This window comes from Cystobacter fuscus (assembly GCF_002305875.1).
Classification (GTDB): Bacteria; Myxococcota; Myxococcia; order Myxococcales; family Myxococcaceae; genus Cystobacter; species Cystobacter fuscus_A.
This window is the reverse complement of record NZ_CP022098.1, coordinates 1,569,836-1,591,088: the sequence shown is the minus strand read 5'-3', so window position 1 is coordinate 1,591,088 and position 21,253 is coordinate 1,569,836. Positions and strand designations below refer to the sequence as shown.

The 21,253-nt window shown below is 67.8% G+C and carries 20 protein-coding genes; 14 read left to right on the top strand and 6 right to left on the bottom strand.

Annotated elements, in window-relative coordinates:
* Positions 1-26 precede the first annotated feature (26 nt).
* Complete coding sequence (locus CYFUS_RS06640; protein ID WP_157758284.1) at positions 27-1,643, bottom strand: DUF4082 domain-containing protein; 1,617 nt, start codon at positions 1,641-1,643, stop codon at positions 27-29.
* Positions 1,644-1,961: 318 nt separating this feature from the next.
* Between CYFUS_RS06640 and CYFUS_RS06635 the strand changes: the two genes are divergently transcribed.
* The 4 genes from CYFUS_RS06635 to CYFUS_RS06615 all read left to right on the top strand — a co-directional run bounded on the left by CYFUS_RS06635 (position 1,962) and on the right by CYFUS_RS06615 (position 4,869).
* Positions 1,962-2,333: a TipAS antibiotic-recognition domain-containing protein gene (locus CYFUS_RS06635; RefSeq protein WP_095984469.1), complete on the top strand. Its 372-nt coding sequence runs from the start codon at positions 1,962-1,964 to the stop codon at positions 2,331-2,333.
* A gap of 171 nt (positions 2,334-2,504) precedes the next feature.
* A complete protein-coding gene (locus CYFUS_RS06630) occupies positions 2,505-3,341 on the top strand; it encodes an NAD-dependent epimerase/dehydratase family protein (RefSeq protein WP_157758283.1) in 837 nt (278 codons plus the stop codon).
* Positions 3,296-3,661, top strand: a complete 366-nt coding sequence (locus CYFUS_RS06625; protein ID WP_157758282.1) for an SDR family oxidoreductase — start codon at positions 3,296-3,298, stop codon at positions 3,659-3,661. The genes CYFUS_RS06630 and CYFUS_RS06625 overlap by 46 nt, the downstream gene beginning before the upstream one ends.
* A 566-nt stretch (positions 3,662-4,227) precedes the next feature.
* Complete coding sequence (locus CYFUS_RS06615) at positions 4,228-4,869, top strand: prepilin-type N-terminal cleavage/methylation domain-containing protein (protein ID WP_095984466.1); 642 nt, start codon at positions 4,228-4,230, stop codon at positions 4,867-4,869.
* A gap of 572 nt (positions 4,870-5,441) precedes the next feature.
* Here CYFUS_RS06615 and CYFUS_RS06610 read toward each other — a convergent pair.
* Both CYFUS_RS06610 and CYFUS_RS06605 read right to left on the bottom strand, forming a co-directional pair.
* Positions 5,442-6,731: a serine hydrolase domain-containing protein gene (locus tag CYFUS_RS06610; RefSeq protein ID WP_095984465.1), complete on the bottom strand. Its 1,290-nt coding sequence runs from the start codon at positions 6,729-6,731 to the stop codon at positions 5,442-5,444.
* Between the two features lie 46 nt (positions 6,732-6,777).
* Positions 6,778-7,368: a malonic semialdehyde reductase gene (locus CYFUS_RS06605; protein WP_095984464.1), complete on the bottom strand. Its 591-nt coding sequence runs from the start codon at positions 7,366-7,368 to the stop codon at positions 6,778-6,780.
* Between the two features lie 94 nt (positions 7,369-7,462).
* On the opposite strand from CYFUS_RS06605, the gene CYFUS_RS06600 reads away from it, so the two are divergent.
* From CYFUS_RS06600 to CYFUS_RS06570, 6 genes are all read left to right on the top strand, one after another.
* On the top strand, positions 7,463-8,371 hold the full coding sequence (locus CYFUS_RS06600) for a LysR family transcriptional regulator (protein WP_095984463.1): 909 nt from the start codon (positions 7,463-7,465) through the stop codon (positions 8,369-8,371).
* A gap of 302 nt (positions 8,372-8,673) precedes the next feature.
* Positions 8,674-10,197, top strand: a complete 1,524-nt coding sequence (locus tag CYFUS_RS06595) for a tannase/feruloyl esterase family alpha/beta hydrolase (RefSeq protein ID WP_095984462.1) — start codon at positions 8,674-8,676, stop codon at positions 10,195-10,197.
* Between the two features lie 339 nt (positions 10,198-10,536).
* Positions 10,537-11,508, top strand: coding sequence for a UDP-glucose 4-epimerase GalE (gene galE, locus CYFUS_RS06585; protein WP_095984461.1), 972 nt, complete (start codon positions 10,537-10,539; stop codon positions 11,506-11,508).
* 98 nt (positions 11,509-11,606) lie between these two features.
* Positions 11,607-12,479 carry a protocatechuate 3,4-dioxygenase gene (locus CYFUS_RS06580; protein WP_095984460.1) on the top strand — a complete coding sequence of 291 codons (873 nt, stop codon included), beginning with the start codon at positions 11,607-11,609 and terminating at the stop codon, positions 12,477-12,479.
* Positions 12,480-12,527: 48 nt separating this feature from the next.
* Positions 12,528-13,013, top strand: a complete 486-nt coding sequence (locus CYFUS_RS06575; RefSeq protein ID WP_095984459.1) for a hypothetical protein — start codon at positions 12,528-12,530, stop codon at positions 13,011-13,013.
* Between the two features lie 61 nt (positions 13,014-13,074).
* Positions 13,075-14,334 carry a hypothetical protein gene (locus CYFUS_RS06570; RefSeq protein ID WP_157758281.1) on the top strand — a complete coding sequence of 420 codons (1,260 nt, stop codon included), beginning with the start codon at positions 13,075-13,077 and terminating at the stop codon, positions 14,332-14,334.
* 25 nt (positions 14,335-14,359) lie between these two features.
* On the opposite strand, the gene CYFUS_RS06565 is transcribed toward CYFUS_RS06570, so the two are convergent.
* Entirely contained in the window at positions 14,360-15,076 is a 717-nt protein-coding gene (locus CYFUS_RS06565; protein ID WP_157758280.1) for a hypothetical protein, read from the bottom strand.
* A gap of 77 nt (positions 15,077-15,153) precedes the next feature.
* Between CYFUS_RS06565 and CYFUS_RS06560 the strand changes: the two genes are divergently transcribed.
* Together CYFUS_RS06560 and CYFUS_RS06555 are read left to right on the top strand one after the other, a co-directional pair.
* On the top strand, positions 15,154-15,936 hold the full coding sequence (locus tag CYFUS_RS06560; protein WP_157758279.1) for a hypothetical protein: 783 nt from the start codon (positions 15,154-15,156) through the stop codon (positions 15,934-15,936).
* A gap of 126 nt (positions 15,937-16,062) precedes the next feature.
* On the top strand, positions 16,063-17,391 hold the full coding sequence (locus CYFUS_RS06555) for a PQQ-dependent sugar dehydrogenase (RefSeq protein WP_095984455.1): 1,329 nt from the start codon (positions 16,063-16,065) through the stop codon (positions 17,389-17,391).
* Positions 17,392-17,433: 42 nt separating this feature from the next.
* Here CYFUS_RS06555 and CYFUS_RS06550 read toward each other — a convergent pair whose 3' ends face one another.
* Together CYFUS_RS06550 and CYFUS_RS06545 are read right to left on the bottom strand one after the other, a co-directional pair.
* Positions 17,434-18,324 (bottom strand): EamA family transporter, encoded by an 891-nt coding sequence (locus CYFUS_RS06550; protein ID WP_095984454.1) that lies wholly within the window; start codon positions 18,322-18,324, stop codon positions 17,434-17,436.
* Between the two features lie 74 nt (positions 18,325-18,398).
* On the bottom strand, positions 18,399-18,842 hold the full coding sequence (locus tag CYFUS_RS06545) for a winged helix-turn-helix transcriptional regulator (protein WP_198316478.1): 444 nt from the start codon (positions 18,840-18,842) through the stop codon (positions 18,399-18,401).
* A gap of 124 nt (positions 18,843-18,966) precedes the next feature.
* On the opposite strand from CYFUS_RS06545, the gene CYFUS_RS06540 reads away from it, so the two are divergent.
* Both CYFUS_RS06540 and CYFUS_RS06535 read left to right on the top strand, forming a co-directional pair.
* Positions 18,967-19,740 carry an SDR family oxidoreductase gene (locus tag CYFUS_RS06540; protein ID WP_095984452.1) on the top strand — a complete coding sequence of 258 codons (774 nt, stop codon included), beginning with the start codon at positions 18,967-18,969 and terminating at the stop codon, positions 19,738-19,740.
* Between the two features lie 130 nt (positions 19,741-19,870).
* Positions 19,871-21,250, top strand: coding sequence for a cytochrome P450 (locus CYFUS_RS06535; protein WP_095984451.1), 1,380 nt, complete (start codon positions 19,871-19,873; stop codon positions 21,248-21,250).
* Positions 21,251-21,253: the final 3 nt, after the last annotated feature.

The following is a 21,253-nucleotide window of genomic DNA, read 5'->3' as shown; positions in this document are numbered from 1 at the left end:
GACCTCCGGGATGCCTGGAGCCCTCGCTAGTTCGAGGGGGGAAGGACCGTTCCGTCCTCCCAGGTGTTGTTGGACCAGACGTTCCCCGGCTCCGAGGTGTCGAAGCTGGTGATGGCCCCGTAATATCCACAGCGTCCGCTCGAACCGCGACCGAAGACGTTGCCGATGAAGCGGATGTTGTTCGTCGAGTCCGAGTACGGCTTGCCCCGGGATGACCCGCCATAGGCGCAGAAGCCTCCCGTCGTGCCCGGGAAGTAGTTGTTCTCCACCAGGTTGTTCTCGACCGGGGCGAAGTCGCCGTAGCCGGTGAGCGCCGCCGAGCAGCCCGCGTCGGGCGGCACGTCCGGCGCATCGCACGTGATGGTGTTGTGCCGGATGGTGGCGTTTCTTCCCATCCGGATGCCAGACTCGTGGGCGGTTCCCGTTTCGTCCGTCATCTGGCCATGAACGTAGGAATCGCGAATCTCACAGTCTCTCCAGCAGTGAATGGAGCGATTGCCCCCCTGCACGTGCACACGGACGGCGGTGAAGTTCACGGCCCCCACCCCCGTGACGAGGCGATCACCCGCGTCGACGTGAGAGTCGGTGAGCGTGAAGGAGTATCCGGTGGAGTTCTCTTCGGTCGAGACGGTACCGTTGATCTTCGAGTTGCGAATCGTGACGCCCGACGCGCGGATGACGAGGTCGCAGTTCACGGTCTTGGAGTCGATGACCGTATTGGCCGCGGTGACGGTGCACGGGCCGGTGTAGGGCGTGAGCTGCGTTCCCGCCGGCACGCCCGTATTGCTCGCGTTCGGAAAGCCGGACGGCGTCGAGGTGGACCCGGTCGTCGCCGTGGCGCCGTTCGAGGCTGCGCTGAGATTGCCGGCAGCATCCCGCGCCTTCACGAAGTAGCCGTAGCTCGTGTCCGCCGTGAGACCGGTGTCCGCGTAGGTGAGGCTCGCCGTGGAGGCGATCTTCACGCCATTGCGGAAGACATCGTAGGCCGCGATGCCGACATTGTCCGTCGAGGCGTTCCAGCCCAGGTTGATGGTGGTCGAGGAGGCCGCGGATGCGACGAGCCCCGCGGGCGAACTGGGCGCCTGGGTGTCTTCTTCGGTGCCCTCCGGAAGGAAGACCACGTCCACTGCGTAGTCGGTGTTCTGGTAACCCTGCGTCGGAAATCCACCGCCGTAGCGGTAGACGCCGTTCACCCCGTCCTCGCCCGAAACGAGCCCGCGAATGGGTCCTCGCGACTTCTCCGAGTTGAATCCGCCCACCGTGGCTCCGTACCGTCCGGCCGGGGCATAGTACGACACGACATAGGTCGTCCCAGCGCTGACCTTGACGGGTGAAGCAAAACGCACCGTCTGCCACCCGGCCGTCGTCTCGTTCGTGGAGCTCGCCTCCGCGAGCTTCGAGCCTTCCCGGCTCCACAGACTCACGCGGTGCGGGCCGGCATTCTGGGCCCCGCCCTTGAAGAAGCGCACGCCGCGGATCGTACCCGGGACGGACAGGCGAAACTTCATCCCGAGCTCCACCGCGCCGGTATCGCTGTCCATGGGGATCTCGGGACGGGCCGAGTCCGGGAAGAGCGAGACTTCGCCCTCCTCGAGCGCCTGGTGCTCACCCGGGAACGCCTCCTGGCCCGCGAAATCATCCACGGTTCCCGCGGCACATGCGGACAGGAAAAGGAAAAGGACAGCTCCGAGACTCCGAACATTCATGGGGACTCCCTCCGAAAGGATTTCTCTTCTGGCGGCTAATGCGCGAGCCGCGATTCATGGGAACCCAAAGGGCGAAAAGGGTGTCCGCCCTCGGTGTGCGACTCCGAGGCGCTCTCGGGCAGCACCATCATCAGGTCGGGCGGCCCCATCGCCCGCATCCAGTAGGCTGGGGCGGCTCGAGCCTCAACACCGCCGCAGGTCCGAGGCTCGGGCAAACCAAACTCCAGAGACAGTTCAGCCCCGCGGGCTGAGCGGATGGCGGCAACTCTGAAGCGCGCCCAGCAACTGCTCCCCGCGCCCGCCCGCTGTTCAATTTCCACTGTCGCCACCAACCAATGGGCCCACGTAGACAAGGCTCAGGCGCACCAAGATTTCCAACGCCTCTACGGTGACCTGGCACCGCTCATTGACCACAGCGAGCCGTCTTCACCCGCAGTCCAGCAGCTGATTGCGCAGCACTACGCCATCGCGGCCCGTTTCTACCCCGCGTCGCGGCAGGCCTACGTGGGCACTGCGCTCTTCTATGCAGAGAACGCTGACATGAAGGCGTTCCACAACGCCTACCACCCACGCCTCGTAGAATTTCTAGGCGAGGCGATGTTTGTCTACGCGCATAGCAAACTTTGAGTGCCCGCCTGGCCGTATGACGTGGCCGTGTTTTCTGGCCGCTACCGTGGCAGTGGTATAGGCGCCCGGCACGCCTGCAGCGCCGTCCGCAATTCGCCCTCGTCCCCTTCCCGCCGCTCGATCTCGGCCATAGCCGCCTGGGCGACCTGGTCGAGGGTCGCGCCCGGCTGCATGGAAGAGCTGTGCCAGGCGCTGGCAGGGATGGGCAAGACGCTTGTCTTTACGTCCGGAAGCGGCGTGTTCATGAAAGACACCCGAGGCGACTGGGTCTCGGACGCGCTCGCCGAGGACGATCCGTTCGAGCCGGCGCCGTTCTTGGTTGGGCGAGTGGAGGCCGAGCGCATCGTACGAGCCGCGGCGCAAACGGGTGTGCGCGGCATGGTGGTGCGCCCGCCAGCGATCTGGGGCCCCGGCGACAATGGCCAGGTGGTGCGAGTCTATCGCACCGTCGCGACGACCGGAGCGGCTTGTTACGTCGGCTCGGGCCTGGCGGTCTATTCGAGCGTACACCACGACGACCTCGCACGGCTGTACTCGTTGGCGATCGAGCGTGGCGCGCCCGGGGCCCTCTATCACGCCGCCGGTGGAGAAATACCATGGAGGTGGATCGCCGAGGCCGTGGCCCGGGATCCAGGCGTTCCGACCCGCAGCCTGTCGATGGAGGAGGCGCACGAGATGTTCGGGCCTGTGGGCGCGAGGATCTATTCGGCGTGCAGCCGCTCGCTCGACCAGCGCAGCCGGACCGAACTGGGCTGGCGGCCGGTCCACCTCGACATGCTGTCCCAGGTCGAGGAACCGCGGCTGCGCGCACTCGCGCAGCCGGACCCGGCGGGGCTGAAAGCCGGTCCGTCTGGACACGCTTTTCCAGGTCAGTGCAACCTCGACGCAAGCAAGTCAGGAAGAACAGTATGGAAACGAATCGAAGCAAGGTACGAGTGCTCGTCTTGGGGGCCAGCGGGCAGGTGGGAAAGAAGGTCGTCGCGGATCTCGAGCAGGCCGCGGACGTGAGCGTGCGAATCAGTTCGCGCCGGCCCGCCGAAGTCGAGCGGCTGAGGTCGCAAGGAAAGGACGCGGTCTACCTCGACCTCGACAAGCCCGGCACGTTCGGGGCCGCGCTCGCCGGCGTCGATCGGCTCTTCCTCCTGACCGGCTACACCGTGGCGATGCTCGCCCAGAGCAAGACACTCATCGACGCCGCCGCCAAGGCGGGCGTGAGGCACATCGTGCATCTCGGGGTGTTCGCGGAATGGGACTGCACCGATCCCCACTTCTTGGAACGGTGGGCGGCCGAACACCGCGATGAGCTGGCTGCCGCCGCTCGCCCCTGATGGCGCGGCTTCAAGACACGGGAGTGCCGACGGTCGTCGCGCTCCCTCGCAGCCCATCGAGGCAAGCCAGATTGAAGAACGTGAAGCAAACCAGGCGGGAGAGGGGCCCTGTTGAGGGTGGGGGATGGAGCGAAGGGGGCGAAGAAGGCCGCTGAGGGGGGCCGCCAGGGCTGTGCGCCGGGCCGGTGGAGAGGCGCTGCAGCCCTCTTCAGGCACACGTCGGCCCCAGCAGCCCACCCAGCAGGGGGGCGGCAAGGAGCGTGGGCTAGTGGGGCCGCGTGACGGCTTGGGCTCAACGCCACGCGCGCTGGGCGGGCCCCTGGGCTTTAGCCAGGCTCGCCCTCGACGTGGGCAGCCCCAGGTGCTCCAGAATCGCGCGCCCTCCTCCCTCTTCCTTCTCGTCCGCCAGCACCCGCCGCCTGCCTCCACACATCACGCACGCGAACACATTTCCGTCCTGCGTGTAGCAGCCCGGCCCAGCGTGTTTTAACGCTGGCACTGCGCTACGGCTTCGAGCATGCTATCCATTGCCGTCATCCCCCCTGCCGTTCCGAGAAAGAAACCCCATGAACCGTCTCTTCGTTCGCAAGAACCGCGGCTTCACGCTCATCGAGCTCATGATCGTGGTGGCCATCATCGGCATCCTCGCCGCCATCGCCATCCCGAACTTCATCAAGTTCCAGGCCCGCTCCAAGCAGGGTGAGGCCAAGGCCAACCTGAAGGCCTGGTTCACCTCGCAGCGCGCCTACCTGCAGGAGAAGGACAAGTACTCGGAGAACGTGCAGACGGTGGGCTTCTCGCCCGAGCGTGGCAACCGCTACGCCTACTACTTCGCGACGGCCAACACCTGCATCCTCCGTGAGCAGAAGGGCGTGACCGACACCAAGGGCGCCAACTGCATCACCGTGGACAGCGCGAAGTTCGCGGGCTCGGCCACGCCCAAGTACGCCGCCCCGCAGAGCCCGGGTTACACGGGCGCGGGCGCGGACCCGGGCATGCCCGGCCTCGCCGGCTGCGCCACCGGCATCGGCTGCAACATCTCCGGTCTGGCCGCCGGTAACGTCGACAACGACTCCGTGGGCATCGACACCTGGTGGATCTCGACCAAGGACACCACCACCATCACCGCGGCCTGCGGCAACGACGAGGCGGTGGCCGTCGCCGGTTCGCCCTACCTCTCCTACAACGACGTCGACTGCAACACCTGATGCTCGTCCGAGCACGGGACTGACCCGGCTCGGCCAGTGCTGACAATTCCAAGGACATCTGGACATGCTCCAGATGTCCTTTCTATTTTGATGGCCCTCGCCAGGTGGCCCCGCCGCGCAAGCCCCCGCGGGGTGCGCATCAGGAAGTGCTCCTGCCACCGGAGGACGTGCTGCGCGCGGTGGGGCGTGGCTACATCCAGCTGATCGCTACCTCTGGATCCAACTCGTCCAGACTGCGGACCGAACCCGCACGGCCGAGGAGTACCGCGACCTCTACCCCTACGCGGACCTCATCACCGATCTGGATCCCCATTTCGACATGGTTCTACAGGTTCGCCGAGGGGGCGCTGCCCACCAACCTCGGACGAGAGACCTGGGTCAACACGGAGGAGTCCAGCCGGCTGCTGCACAAGGGCCTGCAACTCTTCCCCGATGATCTCAAGATGAACATGTTGCTCGCCTACAACCTGAGCACCTTCGAGAAGAACTATCGGGAAGCGGCCCAGGTGGCCGAGCGAGCCTCACGACTGCCGGGCGCGCCCGCCTACCTGTCCCAGCTGGCCACGCCACCTCTACCGAGCGGGGGCGGGGGCGGCGGGAGTCGAGGCCTCCGCGGCGAGCCCGGCGTAGACGGCATCCCGGAGGTCGCGCTGGAACGCTCCCGACATACCCTCGATGGCCGTGTTCGTCAGAGCCACCACGCTCAGGCGGTGCCTCGGATCGACGAACCAGGTGTGCCCATACGCGCCGGCCCACCGCCAGGTGCCCGGGGACTGGGGCGTGGCCGCCTTCGTGGCATCCACGAGCACGGCGCCGCCGAAGCCAAAGGCCCATCCCGGATCGTTGGGGAGTTCCAGCGTACCGGTCTGGGGCGCGAGCATCGCGGCGGCCGTCGCCGACGACTGGAACAAGGGCGCGCCTCCCGTGCGCACCGCCTCCAGGAACTTCAGCAGGTCACCCGCGCTGCCCACCATGCCAGCGCCTCCGGAGGGGTACGCGCGCGAATCGAGCGCCCGGCCCTGAACGAAGCGGAAGGAAACGCCGCCCACGCTCATCTCGTGGTGGGCCCCCATGCGTACCGGCTCGGGCTTGCCGTCCGCATAGGGCGTGGCGAGCCGCTGGGGCGCCTTCGCCACGAACCCGGTGTCACGCAGGCCCAGGGGCCGGGTGATGAGCCGCTCGACGACCTGGGGCAGGGGCGCGCCACCCGCGCTCGCCACCACCGCGCCCAGCACGTCGATGGACAGCGAGTAGTGCCAGCGGGTTCCCGGCTCGAACCCCAGCGGCACCGAGGCGAGGCGGCGCAGGTTCTCCTCCAGGCTCAGCCCGGACTCATCCACCCCGTCCGACACTCCGGCGCGCGCATAGGGGCCTGCCGGCGGCTGGAAGAAGCCATAGTCGAGTCCCGCCGTGTGGGTGAGCAACTGCCGTACGGTGATGACGGGCTCGCGGCCATCCGCGAGCTTCGGCCGGAACGTGGGCAGCCACTTCGTCACCGGATCCTCGAGCCCGAGCTTGCCCTGGTCCACGAGCGCCATCGCCGCCGCGGACACCAGGGGCTTGCTCACCGACGCCAGCCGGAAGACGGCGTCCTCGCGCATGGGCACGTGCGCCTCGCGGTCGGCTTGCCCGGCGGCCCGGTGGTAGATCACCTGTCCATCCCGAGCCACCAAGACCACCGTGCCCACCAACCGCTTGTCGGCCAGCGCCCCATCGATGACCGCGTCCAGTCGCGTGGAGATGGCCGACCTGCTCGAGGACTCCTTCACCTGCTCCTTCGCAGGCTCCTTCGCCAGGGCCGCCCCCCCCAGCACCAGTCCCAGCAGGACCGCGGTGAACCGGCTCCCCATTCGAGTGTGCATCACTGTCCTCCTTGTTTTCCTAATGACCGCCATGGAACGGGGGCGATCAAACAATCGTGCACACTTCCTCGAAAGCCAGGCGCGGCCCCCGCGGGTAGAGCTTCGAACTGTCACCGTACCCGAGCGTGCAGATGAAGTTCGATTTGAGGGCCGTGCCCGAGAAGAAGACCCTGTCCACTTCCGCATTGTCGAAGCCTGACATGGGGCAGGCGTCCAAGCCCAGGGCGCGGGCCGCGAAAATCAAGTAGGCGCCCTGGAGGGAGCTGTTGCGGAAGGCGGTGTCGTAGCTGAACTTGGGATCATTGGTGAAGAAATGCCTCGCATCATAGCTCGGAAAGAGCCGGGGCAGATCTTCGTAGAACTTCTCATTGTAGGCGATGATTGCCGTCACGGGGGCCGATTTCACCTGCTCGATGTTGGACCCCATCAAGGCGGGATAGAGTCTGGCCTTCTCCGACTCACTCCGCACGAACACGATCCTCGCTGGGGCGGAGTTCACCGACGTGGGTCCCCATTTCATCAGCTCGTAGAGCTCCCGCAGGGTCTGCTCCGAGATGGGCTTGTCCTGCCAGAAATGGTGGGTGCGGGCTTCGGTAAAGAGTTGCTGGATGGATTCCTTCGCAATGGTCTTGGTCATCGGGGTCTCGCTCATGGGATACCCCCATTCTTGGCCCGACGGATTACCTTGAGAAGGGCGAAGAATCTCAATATATTTTCCGGATAGGCGAAAAATGAATCCGGATTTGAATGCAGCGCTGATCTTCGTGAACGTGGTGAGGGCGGGAAGCTTCAGCAAGGCCGCTCGGAGCCTCGGTCTCTCCGTCTCCACCGTGAGTGACCGGGTGGTTGGCCTGGAAAGGACCCTGGGGGTGAGTCTCCTGACCCGAACCACCCGGAAGTTGAAACTGACGGACGAGGGCGCCGCCTTCTTCAAGGAATCCGAAGTCGCGATCCAGACCCTGCTGGGTGCCTTCGAGGGAGCCACGGCGACCCGGCGGCAGCCCACCGGTACCTTGAGGATCAGCGCGCCCGCGGATTGCCCGTCCTTGGAGGTCTCCGCCGCCGTGAGCGAGTTTCGGAACAAGTATCCTCAGGTCAAGGTGGAGACCCATATAAGCAATCGCTACGTGGACCTCATCACCGAGGGATTCGATATCGCCATCCGGGGAGGGCACCTGGAAGATTCCAGCCTGCGCTCCAAGCGCCTCGGGGTGGGAAACTCGGTCGTGGTGGCGAGCTCCCGCTATCTCCAGGGCGCCTCGGCCATTCAGCACCCGCGAGACCTCGTGGCGCATCCGTGCATCGGCTTCGTGCTCAAGGAGGGCAACAAGGGTGACATGCTGTGGCACCTTCGCTCGGCGGGCGGAGAGGCCGTCCGGTTGAAGCCGGATTTCGTGGTCTCGTCCACGTCCTTCTCCTGGATCCTGAGCCTCGTGAGGCTCGGGGCGGGGTTGGCCTTGGTGCCCCAACCCCTGCTCAAGGAAGACTTCACCAGGAAGAGGCTCGTCCGGGTACTTCCGGATTGGGCCACGGAGTATGCGCCGGTGCACCTTGTCTACCCTCCTCAGCGCTTTTCTTCGCCCAAGGTGAGGGAAATGATCCCCATCCTGGAGAGGCACCTGCGTGGGCTGTTTGCGTAGAGACAGGTAGACCCAGGTGCTCCAGAGCTTGGGGGAACTCGGAGGGCGCATGGACGTCTCCCCCAAGCCCACGCCCCTGCTGCCTTGTGCCTGGGTGGGCGCACCTGGCACGATGTCTGGATCGCACTGTCAACAAGCGCAGGGCAATCTTCTTTTGTGCATGACAGCATTGCAGCCGCGCATACCCATGCATCCGCTACTCAAAAATCAGTGGCGGGAAAGCGCACTCCTGTCCATGAATGCTTCCATTTCGGGCCTCGGTGGCGCTCTGTTCGAGCGGACGACGACCCCAGGGAGACAGCATGAGCGGACGAGTCAAGATGAAGCAGGCAGCGGTGCCAATGGCGGTGGTGACACTGATGCTCGGAGGGTGCACCCATGCTCCCACTTCCCCCGAGGAAACAGCCCAGCAGCGCTGTGATCGCCTCGGCGAGAAGACCTTCGAGGGCGCCAGCATCACGGAGGCCACGCTCGTCGCCGCCTCCAGCACCCTGCCCGAGTACTGCAAGGTCACCGGCAAACTCCCCGCCGATCTCCAGTTCGAGGTGCGCCTGCCCACGAACTGGAACGGGAAGACCCTCTACTCCGGGGGCGGTGGCTTCGACGGGGTGATTGCCCCGACGGACGTCTATACGGCGCAGGGCTACGCCGCCATCGCCTCCAACGGCGGCCACACCGGCGAGGTCTTCGACGGCTCCTTCGCCCTGGACCCCGAGAAGCTCGCGGACTTCGCCGACCGCTCCATCCACCGGGTGCTGCCCTTCGCCAAGGACATCATCCGCGAGCGCTACGGCAGGAACTCCGAGAAGACCTACTTCGAGGGCTGCTCCAACGGTGGCCGCGAGGCCCTCATCCAGGCCCAGCGCTGGCCCGACGACTTCGACGGCATCATCGCCCGCGCCCCCGCCTACAACTTCGTGGAGCTGATGATCGCCTTCAACCAGAACTTCCAGCAGCTGTCGAAGCCCGGCGCCAACCTCTCCACCGCCAAGCTCGCCACCCTGGGCAAGGCCGTGCTCGACGCCTGTGACGGCAAGGACGGCCTCGCCGACGGCATCATCTCCCACCCGGCCGCCTGCCAGTTCGACCCCGGCACCCTCCAATGCACCGGCGCGGACCAGGACACCTGTCTGACGGCGGAACAGGTCGCCTCGGCCCGCACCCTCTACTCCCCCACCCGGCTCGACAGCTCCGTCATCAACGAGGGCTGGCCCGCTGGCGGTGAGGCGGACCCCGGAGGCTGGACCGCGTGGATGACGGGCGATGGCAACCTCTCCCTCTCGGCCGGCGGCATCTTCGGACGTGAAATCGTCCGCTACTTCATCACCCGGGACCCGAACTACAACCCCCTGGCCTTCGATCCCCAAGCGTGGCAGCCGCGCATCTCCGAGGTCTCCGCGCAGGTGTCCGCCAACAGCGCCAACCTCGAGCGGTTCCGCGCCCGGGGCGGCAAGCTCATCCTCTGGCACGGCGGCACCGACGCGGCCATCTCCCTGAACGGCACGGCCGCCTACTACCAGCGGGTGATCCAGGCGTCCGGCGGGCAGGCCGCGGCGGACTCCTTCGTCGAGTACTTCCCCGCCCCGGGCGTCAACCACTGCATGGGCGGCGCCGGCGCGGACAGCGTCAACCTGCTCCCCGCGCTGGAGAACTGGGTGGAGAAGGGCATCGCCCCCTCCAGCGCGAACCTCGTGGCGGCGAAGGTGGACCTCCAGACCGGCGCACCGCTCCTCGCCCGGCCCCTGTGCAAGTACCCCCTCTATCCCCGCTACAAAGGAGAGGGAGATCCCGCCTCCGCGGCGAGCTTCACCTGCACCGCGCCTTAGTCGTGGGGCAGCCCCGCTTCCGCCGGGTTGCCTCGCGACCGGGCGGGAGCACAGTGACTCCCCGTCAACCCGGGGTGCCTACTCTTGCCGCATGAGTAGCCAGGACTCGACGTGTACCGTGACCACCGTCCCTGGGACGGGTGGAGGTGCGTCCCCTGGAATCCTCCGGGTGGGCGTCGCCCCGGCCGCGTTACAGTATCCTGGCGAGCGAGCGCGCCCACCTCGTGCCCCCTCTTCCCCAGGCCCTGGAGCGCTCTCCCGTGGACGACGAAATCAAGCCCGCGCGAAGGCCGGCCGGAAGGGGCCGGGCGGCCCGCGCGGTCCGTGGAGGAACAGTCGATGAAAGTCATGGTGACGGGTGGTGCCGGCTACATCGGGAGCGTGGTGACGGAGGAGTTGCTGCGGGGGGGTGACGAGGTCGTCGTCTACGACAGCCTCTACAAGGGCCACCGGGAGGCGGTGGTGGAGGGCGCCAGCTTCGTGAAGGGCGACCTGCTCGACACCGAGCTGCTGCGCGGCACGCTCATCCAACACAAGGTGGAGGCGGTGGTGCACATGGCGGCCGACTCGCTGGTGGGCGAGTCGGTGAAGGCCCCGGCGAAGTACTACCACAACAACGTCCTCGGAGGGCTCAGCCTGCTGGACGCCATGCGCGAGGCGGAGGTGAAGTACCTCGTCTTCTCCTCCACCGCCGCGGTCTACGGCGAGCCGGCCAAGCAGCCCATCGAGGAGAGCGATCCCACCCAGCCCACCAACCCCTACGGCGAGACGAAGCTCGCCTTCGAGCGCGCCCTGCGCTGGTACGACGGGGCCTATGGGCTGCGCTTCGTGAGCCTGCGCTACTTCAACGCGGCAGGCGCCACGGAGCGCTGTGGCGAGCGCCACTCGCCCGAGACGCACCTCATCCCGCTCGTGCTCCAGGCGGCGGTGGGGCTGATCCCCGAGGTCACCGTCTTCGGTGACGACTACCCCACCCCGGATGGCACCTGCGTGCGCGACTACATCCACGTGGTGGACCTGGCGCAGGCGCACGTGCGCGCCCTGCACGCGCTGGCGGAGGGGCACGCGAGCTCCATCTACAACCTGGGCTGCGGCGGGGAGGGCTACAGCGTGAAGCAGGTCATCGACTGCGCCCGCCGCGTCACCGGACGGGACATTCCCGTGCGCAAGGGGCCGCGGCGGCCCGGGGATCCCGCGGTGCTCATCGCCAGCTCGGCGCGCATCATGCGCGAGCTCGGCTGGCGTCCCATGCACCAGAAGCTCGACACCATCGTGGAGTCCGCCTGGCGCTTCATGCAGAACAAACGCTGACGCGCCCCGGGCAGGGCGAGAGCGTTCCCGACTGGCAACACAGCGTTGCTCGTGCGAGGGCTAGTGGCCCATTGGGGCAACGGGCTACTTCCTCGAACATGACCAAGAACATGACGCGCCGGCAGGTCCTCGAGGGCCTCGGCTTGACGATGATGGCCATCCCCCTCGGCCAGCTCCTCGCCTGCGGTGGCGAGACGCCGGGGACGACGGCCTGGGCGACCGGGGGCACCGCCGCGATGACGGGCGCCAGTTCCTACCCCAACCCGTTCGCCTCCGCTTCGGGCACGGTGTGCAAGCTCACGTGCGAGCAGATCCAGGGCCCCTGCTACGGCGCCACGTTGGTGCGCAAGGACATCAGCGAGGGGCAGAACGGCTTGCCCGTGCGCCTCGCGCTGCGCGTGTTGGATGAGTCCTGCAAGCCCATCCCGGGCGCGACCGTCGACATCTGGCATGCCGGACCGGCGGGCGTCTACTCGGGCGAGGACCAGCACCCGTTCTGCAATCCCGACAACGCCGAGGCCCGCGCCGGGCGGTGGTTCCGCGGCGTGCAGACGACGGACGCCGACGGCCGGGTGGACTTCGATACCTGCTTCCCAGGCTGGTACTCGGGCCGGGCGATCCACATCCACTTCATCATCCGCATCGGCGACACCGCGTCCGTCACGTCCCAGCTCTACTTCGAGGACTCGCTCAACGACGACATCCTCGACACCCAGGCGCTCTACAACACGCGCGGGGCGCGAGACACGCGCAACACGGCCGACCAGATCGTCGATCAGGTGCAGCTCGGGGACTTCACCCTCCAGAGCCGGAAGATGACGGATGGCGCGCTGCTGGCCTGGAAGACCCTCATCGTCCGCTCATCGACCGGCACTCCCCTGTGCGAGGCCCACAGCCAGACGATGGAGGAGCTGATCAGCTCCGGCGTCGATCCCAACGATGCCAGCACCTTCCCGCCCGGCTTCCCGTAGGACCTTTATACTGCGGGATTGAACACCTGACGCCCTGGGGGAACCCGCATGTCGAATCGAGCCGCCCTGCTGCTGTGTGTCCTTCTTTCCTTTGGCTGCAACGCCCCCGGACCTGGAAATGAGCAGGAGCAGAGCGCGCTCACCCGGCAGTTCATCCGCGTGACGAAGGAAGTCCCCGCCTTCGGCGGCGTCACGCGCGAGGACGGTGCATGGGTCGTCTCCCTGCTCGACCCCGAGCAGCGCGAGAGCGCGGAGGCCCGGCTGCGAGACATCTTCCAGGAGGACGCCGCCCACATCTCCGTGCGGGTGCGCGCCCCCCGCGGAAGTGCCTCCGAGCAGATGAAGGAGGCCGCCCGGGACGTCCTGGGCGTGCCGGGCGTCGGGACGCTCGATTTCGACGAGACGACGGGCTACCTCCGGGTGGGCCTCGTCGAGGTGGAGGCCCTCGAGTCCGCCCAGGCCAGGCTCGACACCCTCGGCATCCCGCGCGACCAGGTCCTGTTCCAGGCGGAGGCACCGATTGTCGCGAGGTGAAGTGTTGACCGTCCCGGAGGCCGGGGTTCGCGGAAGCACGGGCCCGGCTATGCTCGGGCCCATGACACCCGTCCAATCGTTCCGCAACCGCTCCTGGCACCAGGCACGCCAGTTGGCCCAGGCCCTGCTCGCCTTCACACTGGGGCCCTGGTGCCTCGAAGCGGCGGCGGCCCCCGCTCTGGCCAGGGTCTCCGCCCAGACCCGCTCACCCTCCGAGCTCCTCACCCGCGCCTGTGAGGCCCTCGAGGCCGGAGAGCTGGACGGCGCGGCGGGCCACATCCTCACCTTGCGCCAGACTCTTCCCGAGAGTCCCGAGCCGCGCCTGCTGGAGTCTCTCCTCGCGCTCCGACGCACCCGGCCTTCCCTGGGCTGGCGTGAGGCCTACCTCCAGGCCTGGAATGGCATCGGCCGGCCCGATTTCAGGGACTCTTTCCTCCTGCCGGAGAAGCAGCAGGAGCCGCATCCGTTCACCGCGACTTCCAGCCTCGAGAAGGTCTGGAAGCAGGAACTCTCGGCCGAGCAGCGCTTCCTGCTCGCTCTCTCCATGCACACCGTTGATGCCGAGCAGGCCCGGGCCCTCATCGCCTACCTTCCCGGGCTCACCACTCCCGAGCTGCTCAACCCCATCGCCGAGGACATCAAGAGCGACCGTCTGCCTGCTCCGCTGCGCGCTCAGCTCCGAGCCGCCCTGCGTACCCGCCTCGCCACGCTCTCCGCCGAGCATCCGGAGTCCATGCAGCTGCGCGCCCTGCTCCTGCTGGAGGGGACCAGCGACAAGACACCCCTCACGGCCCGAGAGATTCAAGAACTCGAAGACCTCTCCCAACTGCCCGATTGGCGCCAGAGCGAGTTCCTCTCGCTCTACCAATCCATCCTGCGCCAATTCGAGACCATCGGAGTGTCCCCCGCGGACAACCATGCGTACACGGTCTCCGTCCTCGCGCTGGTCGGCCCCGCGCCCTGGCTGCTCCAGTCACGCGCCGAACTCTCGTGGGACACGCTCACTCCCGCCGAGCGCCAGCGTCTGGGCGAGGCCATGTGGCGCATCGGCTCGCGCCTCTCCGACGAGTCCTCCATCGTCGAGCGGCTCTTGGGGCTCCAGCTCATGAAGAAGGCCGCCACCGGGATGGGGGACGAGGAGCGCCTGCGGCGGATCACCGAGTGGAGGACCGAGGAATACGCCACCTACTCCGCCTTGCAGAGCGCGGAGTACACCCACTGGCCCCTGCCTTCCCTGCAAAAGGCGATGTTCGAAGCCGCCCTTCGCGACGAGGTGGCGCACATGCACGGCTTCCGCGCCCCAGAGGCCAGCACACGGTAGGCGCGGGCCCGGGAATGGCTCGGAGCTACAGGGACTCCACCGCCCGGGGGCCCTCCTCCGAGTCCGGCGCGCGGCACTTCTCGAGCAGCCGCTTCTTCTCGACGGCATTGCTCGTCCGCCACTCGGGCAGTTCCGAGGCGACACAGGAGGGCTTCGCCGGCTCGTCGGACCCGGCAGTGAACACCCGGGAGCCGGGCCCACCGGAGTTCTCCAGTTCCATCTCCACCAACATGCCGCGAAGGGTCTCCGCCTCCTCGCGGCCCGTCATCAGATCGAGGCCATTCCACGTGCCACCGGCGAGGACCTCCTCCTCGCAGCGCGGCACCCAGGCCGGATCCTGCTCGCCACACACCACGTGACCATCGAGCGTGGGTTTGCCGAACAGCTCCACCTGCGTGGTGCCGTCCGTCTGGGGCGTCAGCCGGGCGTAGAACGCGGACCCCACCGTGTACGTGTCACCGGACACACCGTACCCAAAGCTCGACACGCTCGTGAGCTCCGAGCGCTGGCCCTTGAAGAGGTAGAGGGACGCTCCGTCCTTGCGCACCTGGCGATCCGCCAGCAGGAACTTCCGCCGCGAGAACAGCTCCGTGAGCCGGCGCGCCGCATCGTCCGCGGTCCCCGTGAGAACGACCTTGGATTGCTTCTCCGTCAGCTTGGAGCGGCTGCTCGCGCGCACCTGTTCCATGCAGCCACTGCCCAGCAACAGCAGGCCCATCAGGGCCACCCCGTGGAATCTCATGAGGCGCGCATCGTATTCGCCCCCGGGGCGCGCACGTCAAATCCACCTCCCCGCGCCCCTCATGCTACGGAAGGCCGATGCCAAGCTGGATGCGGACCATCGCCCTCTGGGTGCTGCTCATCGTGCTGTACGTCGCCTTCTACGCCTTCTTCAGACAACCCGGCGAGCCGCTCCCGGATCTGTCGGGCTGGATTCCCGTGGCCCTCGTGGTGGGAGGTGCCGTCGTGGTCGGCGTCTTCCTCGGCAATCGGGTCCAGAAGGGATGGCGCTTGAACGCCGAGGGCAGTGATCTCCTGTCCCGCGGCCGCATCGCCGCCGCCCTCGAGAAGTTCGAGCTCGCGCGTCCCCTGCTCAAGAACCAGGGACAGGGCATCATCCCCTTCAACGTCGGCGTGTGCCATCTCGGGCTGTGGCATCTGGACGCGGCCGCGCGGGACTTCACCACCGCCCAGGACATCAAGGAGCTTCCCGCCTCCATCCGCAAGCACATCCCCGTGCGGCTCGCGCTGATCTCCGCGCTCCAGGGAGCCCTGGGCGTCGCGGAGAAGCGGCTCGCGGAGGCCAGGGCCCTGGATGCCGAGGAGCCCCTCGTCGTCGTCACCCAGGCCGTCATCACCTGCCGGCGCGAGGACTGGGCCCAGACCCGCACGCTGCTCGAAGGGCCCGCGACCCACGTGCTCGGCGGCCCCCTGCGCGGGCTGCGCGACGCCCTCCTCTCCTGGAGCGTGGAGCAACTCTCCGGCGAGCGCCGCTACGTGGACCCCATCACCGTGTTCGGCGAGGCCTCGACCGACAAGCTGCGCGAGTCCTGGCCCGCCCTCGTGAACTTCCTCCTGGAGCGCGCCCGCCAGGCGGCTTGATGGCGAAACGTGTCACCCCTGGTTATTTGATCACCAAGGAGGCATACGATCCTCCCCCCGCATGGACGCTGAACCCGCCTCGTTCACCGCCCCTGTACCGACCCATCATCCCGTGGAAAGAGTCACATGCGAACCTTGAGAACGACCTTCATCATCGCCGCCCTGCTGTCGGGCTGTGGCAACCAGCCCCCCGACAAAACCCCCGAGGACGCGGGCGTCACGCCACAGGAGCCCACCGACGCGGGCGTCACGCCGCAGGAGCCCACCGACGCAGGCGTCCCGCCGGAAGAACCCCTTCCCAGCGGCCCCCCGGTCACGACGGGCCCCCCCAACGTGCCCGAGTTCGAACCGGCCTTCCCCGATCAGACGCGTGCCCCGGAAGTCAAATCGAAGACGACCTTCCAGGTCACCGAGATTGCCTCGGGCTTCAGGAATCCCTGGGCCATCGCATTCCTGCCCGACCGGCGCATGCTGGTGACGGAGAAGCCCGGCGCCCTCTACATCGTCACGCCCCAGGGCGCGAAGTCCCCCGCCGTCACGGGTCTGCCGGCCGTGGATGCCCGCAACCAGGGTGGTCTGCTCGACGTGGAGGTGGGTCCCGACTACGCCCAGAGCGGCCTCATCTACTGGACCTATTACGAGCCGCGCAAGGACGACAAAGGCCAGGCGATCGGCAACGGCCTGGCGGTGGCGCGCGCGAAGCTCGTGGACGGGGAGAAGCCGCGCGTGGAGAACGTGCAGGTCATCTTCCGGATGCTGCCCACGCTCGAGTCGACCCTGCACGCGGGCGGACGGCTCGTGTTCACCCCCGACGGCAAGCTGTTCGTCACGCTCGGCGAGCGCTCCATCCTCGAGGGCCGGGTGCAAGCGCGAGACGTGAAGAGCCACTTCGGCAAGGTGGTGCGCATCAACCCCGACGGCTCGGTGCCCCAGGACAACCCGTACCTGAGCAATCCGGAGGCCAAGCCGGAGATCTGGTCGGTGGGCCACCGCAACATCCTGTCGGCGGCGCTCGACGGCCAGAAGCGGCTGTGGATCGTGGAGATGGGGCCGCAAGGGGGTGACGAGCTCAACCGTCCCGAGGCCGGCAAGGACTACGGCTGGCCCACCATCGGCTACGGCGAGGAGTACTCCGGCGCGCCCATCCACCAGAGCACCCAGGGCCCGGGCATGGAGCAGCCCGTGTACTACTGGGATCCGGTGATCGCCCCGTCGGGCATGACCATCTACTCCGGGGACCTCTTCCCCGAGTGGAAGAACAACGTCTTCATCGGCGGCCTGGCCAGCCAGGCGCTGGTGCGGCTCATGATGAGGAATGACCGCGTGGTGGGCGAGGAGCGGCTGCTCACGGAGCGCAAGGAGCGCATCCGCGAGGTGGTGCAGGGCCCCGAGGGAGCGCTCTACCTGCTCACCGACGCCACCAACGGCAAGCTGCTCAAGCTCACGCCGCGCTGACGTCCCACGTCATCGTTCACGGCGCGCTGCGACCCGAGCCGCTCAAGCCTCGACGGGCGGCGAAGGCGCGCGGCGCGCCGTGAGCGTGGCCCCCGCCGAAGCAGCGCTCACCAGCACCACCGCGAGCCACTGCACCGGGGAGAGGTGCTCGTGCAGGAACACGAGCCCCATGAGGGCCGCCACCGCGGGCTCCAGGCTCATCAGGATACCGAAGGTGCGGCTCGGCAGGACGCGCAACGCCATCAACTCCAGGGTGTAGGGCAGCGCGCCCGAGAGCAGCGCAACTCCCAGGCCCGCCGCGAGCAGCGTGGGATTCAACTTCGCCACCACGCCGGACGCGAGGGCGAAGGGCAGGATCGCGAGGCTCGAGAACACCATCCCCACCGCGACCCCCGCCCCCCCGGGCAACACCCGGGACAGCCGCCCGCCCAGCACGATGTACGCCGCCCAGCAAGCTCCCGCGAAGAGCGCGAGCAGCACGCCCACCAGATCGAGCGCTCCCGGCCTGGCACTCCACGGCGTGATGAGGACGATGCCGAGCGCGGCGAGCACCACCCACAGGAAGTCCAGGGCCCGCCGCGAGCCGGTGACCGCGAGCACGAGCGGACCGACGAACTCCAGCGTGACGCCCAGACCCAGGGGGATGCGGCTCAGGGCGAGGTAGAAACTGAGGTTCATCGTGCCGAGCACCAGGCCATACGGAATGGCCGCGACCCACTGGGCCCGGGTGAGGCGCGTGAAGGGGGGACGGAAGACCACGAGCAGGATGAGCGTGGCCAACACGACGCGCAGCCCCGCGGTCCCCGCCGCGCCGAGCACCGGAAACATCCCCTTCGCGAGCGCCGCGCCCCCCTGGACACTCACGATGGCGAGCAACACCGCCGGAATCGGCGGCAGGGTCCAACCCGAACGGCCAGCGGGTGCCTCGTTCATGGCTCGCCCCCCTATCACACCACCGGAGTTCCGCTCACGACCCGATTCCGCCCCCCAGGCCCTCGGGGAAGGAGTCAGACGAGCCGGCGCACCTCGGTGTCATCCGGCCCCAGGAGCCGCCCATCCTCCGCGCGCAGTTCCAACGTCCGTACGGGCCGGCCGTGCTTCCGGTCCACCAGCTCCGAGGGGGACTCTCCGGGCTCGAAGAAATACGCATCGCCCCACTGCCGGAGCGCTACGAGGACGTGAAACAAGCCGCGTCCCTTCTCCGTCAAGACGTACTCCTGATAGGCGCTGCCATCCGACGCGGGCGCCATCTCCAGGATGCCGTGGCTCACCAGCGTGCGCAGGCGCGCCGCCAGGATGTTCTTCGCCAGGCCCAGGCTCTTCTGGAACTCACCGAAGCGGCGCTTGCCCAGCACCGCGTCACGGATGATGAGCAGGGACCACCAGTCCCCGATGACGTCCAACGATCTCGCGATGGGACACTGCGCTGATTCGAGGCTCGTGCGCTTCACCAGCTCCTCCTCCCACGTTCTTCCCGCGCCATGCGCCGTCCGTGCTTTGTGGTTGCATCATAAAACCGACCTTCTTAAGAAGCCACATCGGTTTCATGATGAAACCAGAACACGGGAGGCGCGGATGCGACTCGAGAACAAGGTGGCGTTCATCACGGGTGGAAACAGCGGCATCGGTCTGGCCACGGCGCGGTTGTTCCTGGCCGAGGGGGCCCGGGTCGTCATCACCGGGCGCAATCAGGAGACGCTCGACGCCGCGGCGAGGGAGCTGGGCCCGAACGTGCTCACCCTCCAGGCGGACGTGAAGGACGTGGCGGCGACGGAGCGGGCGGTGGCCCGAGCGGCCGAGCGGTTCGGCTCACTGGACATCGTGTTCGCCAACGCGGGTATCGGGGGGACCACACCGCTGGGCAAGACATCCCTGGAGGCTTTCGAGGAGGTGCTGCGGGTGAATCTCACGTCGGTGTTCTTCACCGTCCAGGCGGCGGTGCCCTACCTGAACAAGGGGGCGTCCGTGATTCTCAATGGCTCCGTGCACAGCGTGCTGGGAGCACCCGGGTACGCGGCCTACGCGGCGAGCAAGGCGGGGGTGCGCTCCATGGCGCGCGTGCTGGCCTCGGAGCTGTCTCCGCGCGGCATCCGGGTCAACGTGGTGTCGCCCGGTGCGTCCCATACACCCATCTGGTCCGCGCAGGCGTCCACCCCCGAGGCCTACGCCGCGATGGAGAAGCGCCTCGCCCGGGGTATTCCGCTCGGGCGCATGGGCGAGGCCGACGAGGTGGCGAAGACCGTGTTGTTCCTCGCCTCGGATGATGCGTCGAACATCCAGGCCGCCGAGTTCTTCGTCGATGGGGGCACCACGGGCTCGCCGATGGGTGCGCCCATCTACCGCACGTGAGCCACCCGCTCAGCGCGGTGCCGCCCCGTCGGTGCAGAACACCATGACGGGCGAGGCTCGCCGCCCTGCCCGGTACACGGCTGTTCCAGCATCGACGGGACCCAGGGCCGCGCCACCGTAGAATCGCCTCATGACCGACACGTCCGCGGCTCCACGCGCCCCAGCGCCCCGTATCCCCACCGGCCCCCGGGGCCTGCCCCTCATCGGCGTCGTTCGCGAGGCCCGGAAGGACATCCTGGGCTGGTTCCTGCGCACGGCGGCCGAGCACGGGCCCGTGGCCCAGTACCGGTTCGGCCTCGGGCGCTCCTACCTCGTGAGCCACCCGGACGGCATCAAGCACGTGCTGCAGGACAACGTGAAGAACTACACCAAGGACCACTTCAGCTACGCCATGGTCCGCCGCGTCGTCGGGGATGGTCTGCTCACGAGCCAGGGCGACACGTGGATGAAGCAGCGCAGGCTCGCGCAGCCGGCCTTCCACCGGGCCCGCATCTCGGCCATGGCGGATCAGATGGTGCGAGCCACCGTGGAGCTGTCCGAGCAGTGGGCCGAAGCCCAGCGAACGGGAGAGCCCCGCCTCGGAGCGGTGGACATGATGTCGCTCACCCTGCGCATCGTCGGCGAGGCGCTGCTGGGCGCCGACGTCCGCGCGGACACCGAGGCCGTGGGCCGCGCCTTCACCGTCATCAGCGAACAGACCGTCGAGCGCTTCCGCTCGCTGCGGTTCATCCCGCCCGTGCTGCCCACCGCCTATGACCGGGCCTTCCGCGACGCCAACCGCTCCCTGCGGCAGGTGGTGACCCGGGTCATCGCGGAGCGCCGCGCCCACACGGAGGACCGGGGCGATCTGCTCTCCATGTTCATGCTCGCCCGGGACGAGGAGACCGGCGAGCGGATGGATGACACGCATCTGCAGGACGAGGTGCTCACGATGCTGCTCGCGGGCCATGAGACCACCGCCAACGCGCTCTCGTGGACCTGGGCACTGCTCGCCCAGAACCCGGACGCGGAGCGCACGCTGCACGCGGAGTTGGATGCCGTGCTCGGTGGCCGCCCGCCGACGGTGGAGGACATCCCCCGGCTCGTGTACACACGCCGGGTGCTGGACGAGACGCTGCGTCTCTACCCACCCGCCTACGCCCTGAGCCGCAAGGTGGTGGAGGACGACGTCATCTGCGGCTACCAGGTTCGCAGCGGGTCCTCGGTCGACATGAGCGCGTACATGACGCACCGCCTGCCGGAGTTCTGGCCGGATCCCGAGCGCTTCGATCCGGACCGCTTCACGCCCGAGAAGGTCGCCGCGAGGCCGCGCTATGCCTACTTCCCCTTCCTCGGCGGCCCGCGGCAGTGCATCGGCAACAACTTCGCGCTGATGGAGGGGACGTTGATCCTCGCGACGCTCGCGCAGCACCACCGGCCAAGGCTGGTGGAGGGCTACACACCGCGGCCCGAGCCCGTCATCACCCTGCGGCCCTCCGGCCATCTGCCCGTGCGCATCACCCCGCGCTGAGCC

Coding starts and splice junctions, on each gene's coding strand:
- CYFUS_RS06600 (WP_095984463.1), top strand. CDS start 7,463: ATGAATCCGGATTTGAATGCAGCGCTGATCTTCGTGAACGTGGTGAGG.
- CYFUS_RS06560 (WP_157758279.1), top strand. CDS start 15,154: ATGCCAAGCTGGATGCGGACCATCGCCCTCTGGGTGCTGCTCATCGTG.
- CYFUS_RS06595 (WP_095984462.1), top strand. CDS start 8,674: ATGAGCGGACGAGTCAAGATGAAGCAGGCAGCGGTGCCAATGGCGGTG.
- CYFUS_RS06575 (WP_095984459.1), top strand. CDS start 12,528: ATGTCGAATCGAGCCGCCCTGCTGCTGTGTGTCCTTCTTTCCTTTGGC.
- CYFUS_RS06540 (WP_095984452.1), top strand. CDS start 18,967: ATGCGACTCGAGAACAAGGTGGCGTTCATCACGGGTGGAAACAGCGGC.
- galE (WP_095984461.1), top strand. CDS start 10,537: ATGAAAGTCATGGTGACGGGTGGTGCCGGCTACATCGGGAGCGTGGTG.
- CYFUS_RS06635 (WP_095984469.1), top strand. CDS start 1,962: ATGGCGGCAACTCTGAAGCGCGCCCAGCAACTGCTCCCCGCGCCCGCC.
- CYFUS_RS06615 (WP_095984466.1), top strand. CDS start 4,228: ATGAACCGTCTCTTCGTTCGCAAGAACCGCGGCTTCACGCTCATCGAG.
- CYFUS_RS06605 (WP_095984464.1), bottom strand. CDS start 7,368: ATGACCAAGACCATTGCGAAGGAATCCATCCAGCAACTCTTTACCGAA.
- CYFUS_RS06550 (WP_095984454.1), bottom strand. CDS start 18,324: ATGAACGAGGCACCCGCTGGCCGTTCGGGTTGGACCCTGCCGCCGATT.
- CYFUS_RS06610 (WP_095984465.1), bottom strand. CDS start 6,731: ATGCACACTCGAATGGGGAGCCGGTTCACCGCGGTCCTGCTGGGACTG.
- CYFUS_RS06630 (WP_157758283.1), top strand. CDS start 2,505: ATGGAAGAGCTGTGCCAGGCGCTGGCAGGGATGGGCAAGACGCTTGTC.
- CYFUS_RS06555 (WP_095984455.1), top strand. CDS start 16,063: ATGCGAACCTTGAGAACGACCTTCATCATCGCCGCCCTGCTGTCGGGC.
- CYFUS_RS06580 (WP_095984460.1), top strand. CDS start 11,607: ATGACCAAGAACATGACGCGCCGGCAGGTCCTCGAGGGCCTCGGCTTG.
- CYFUS_RS06570 (WP_157758281.1), top strand. CDS start 13,075: ATGACACCCGTCCAATCGTTCCGCAACCGCTCCTGGCACCAGGCACGC.
- CYFUS_RS06565 (WP_157758280.1), bottom strand. CDS start 15,076: ATGAGATTCCACGGGGTGGCCCTGATGGGCCTGCTGTTGCTGGGCAGT.
- CYFUS_RS06535 (WP_095984451.1), top strand. CDS start 19,871: ATGACCGACACGTCCGCGGCTCCACGCGCCCCAGCGCCCCGTATCCCC.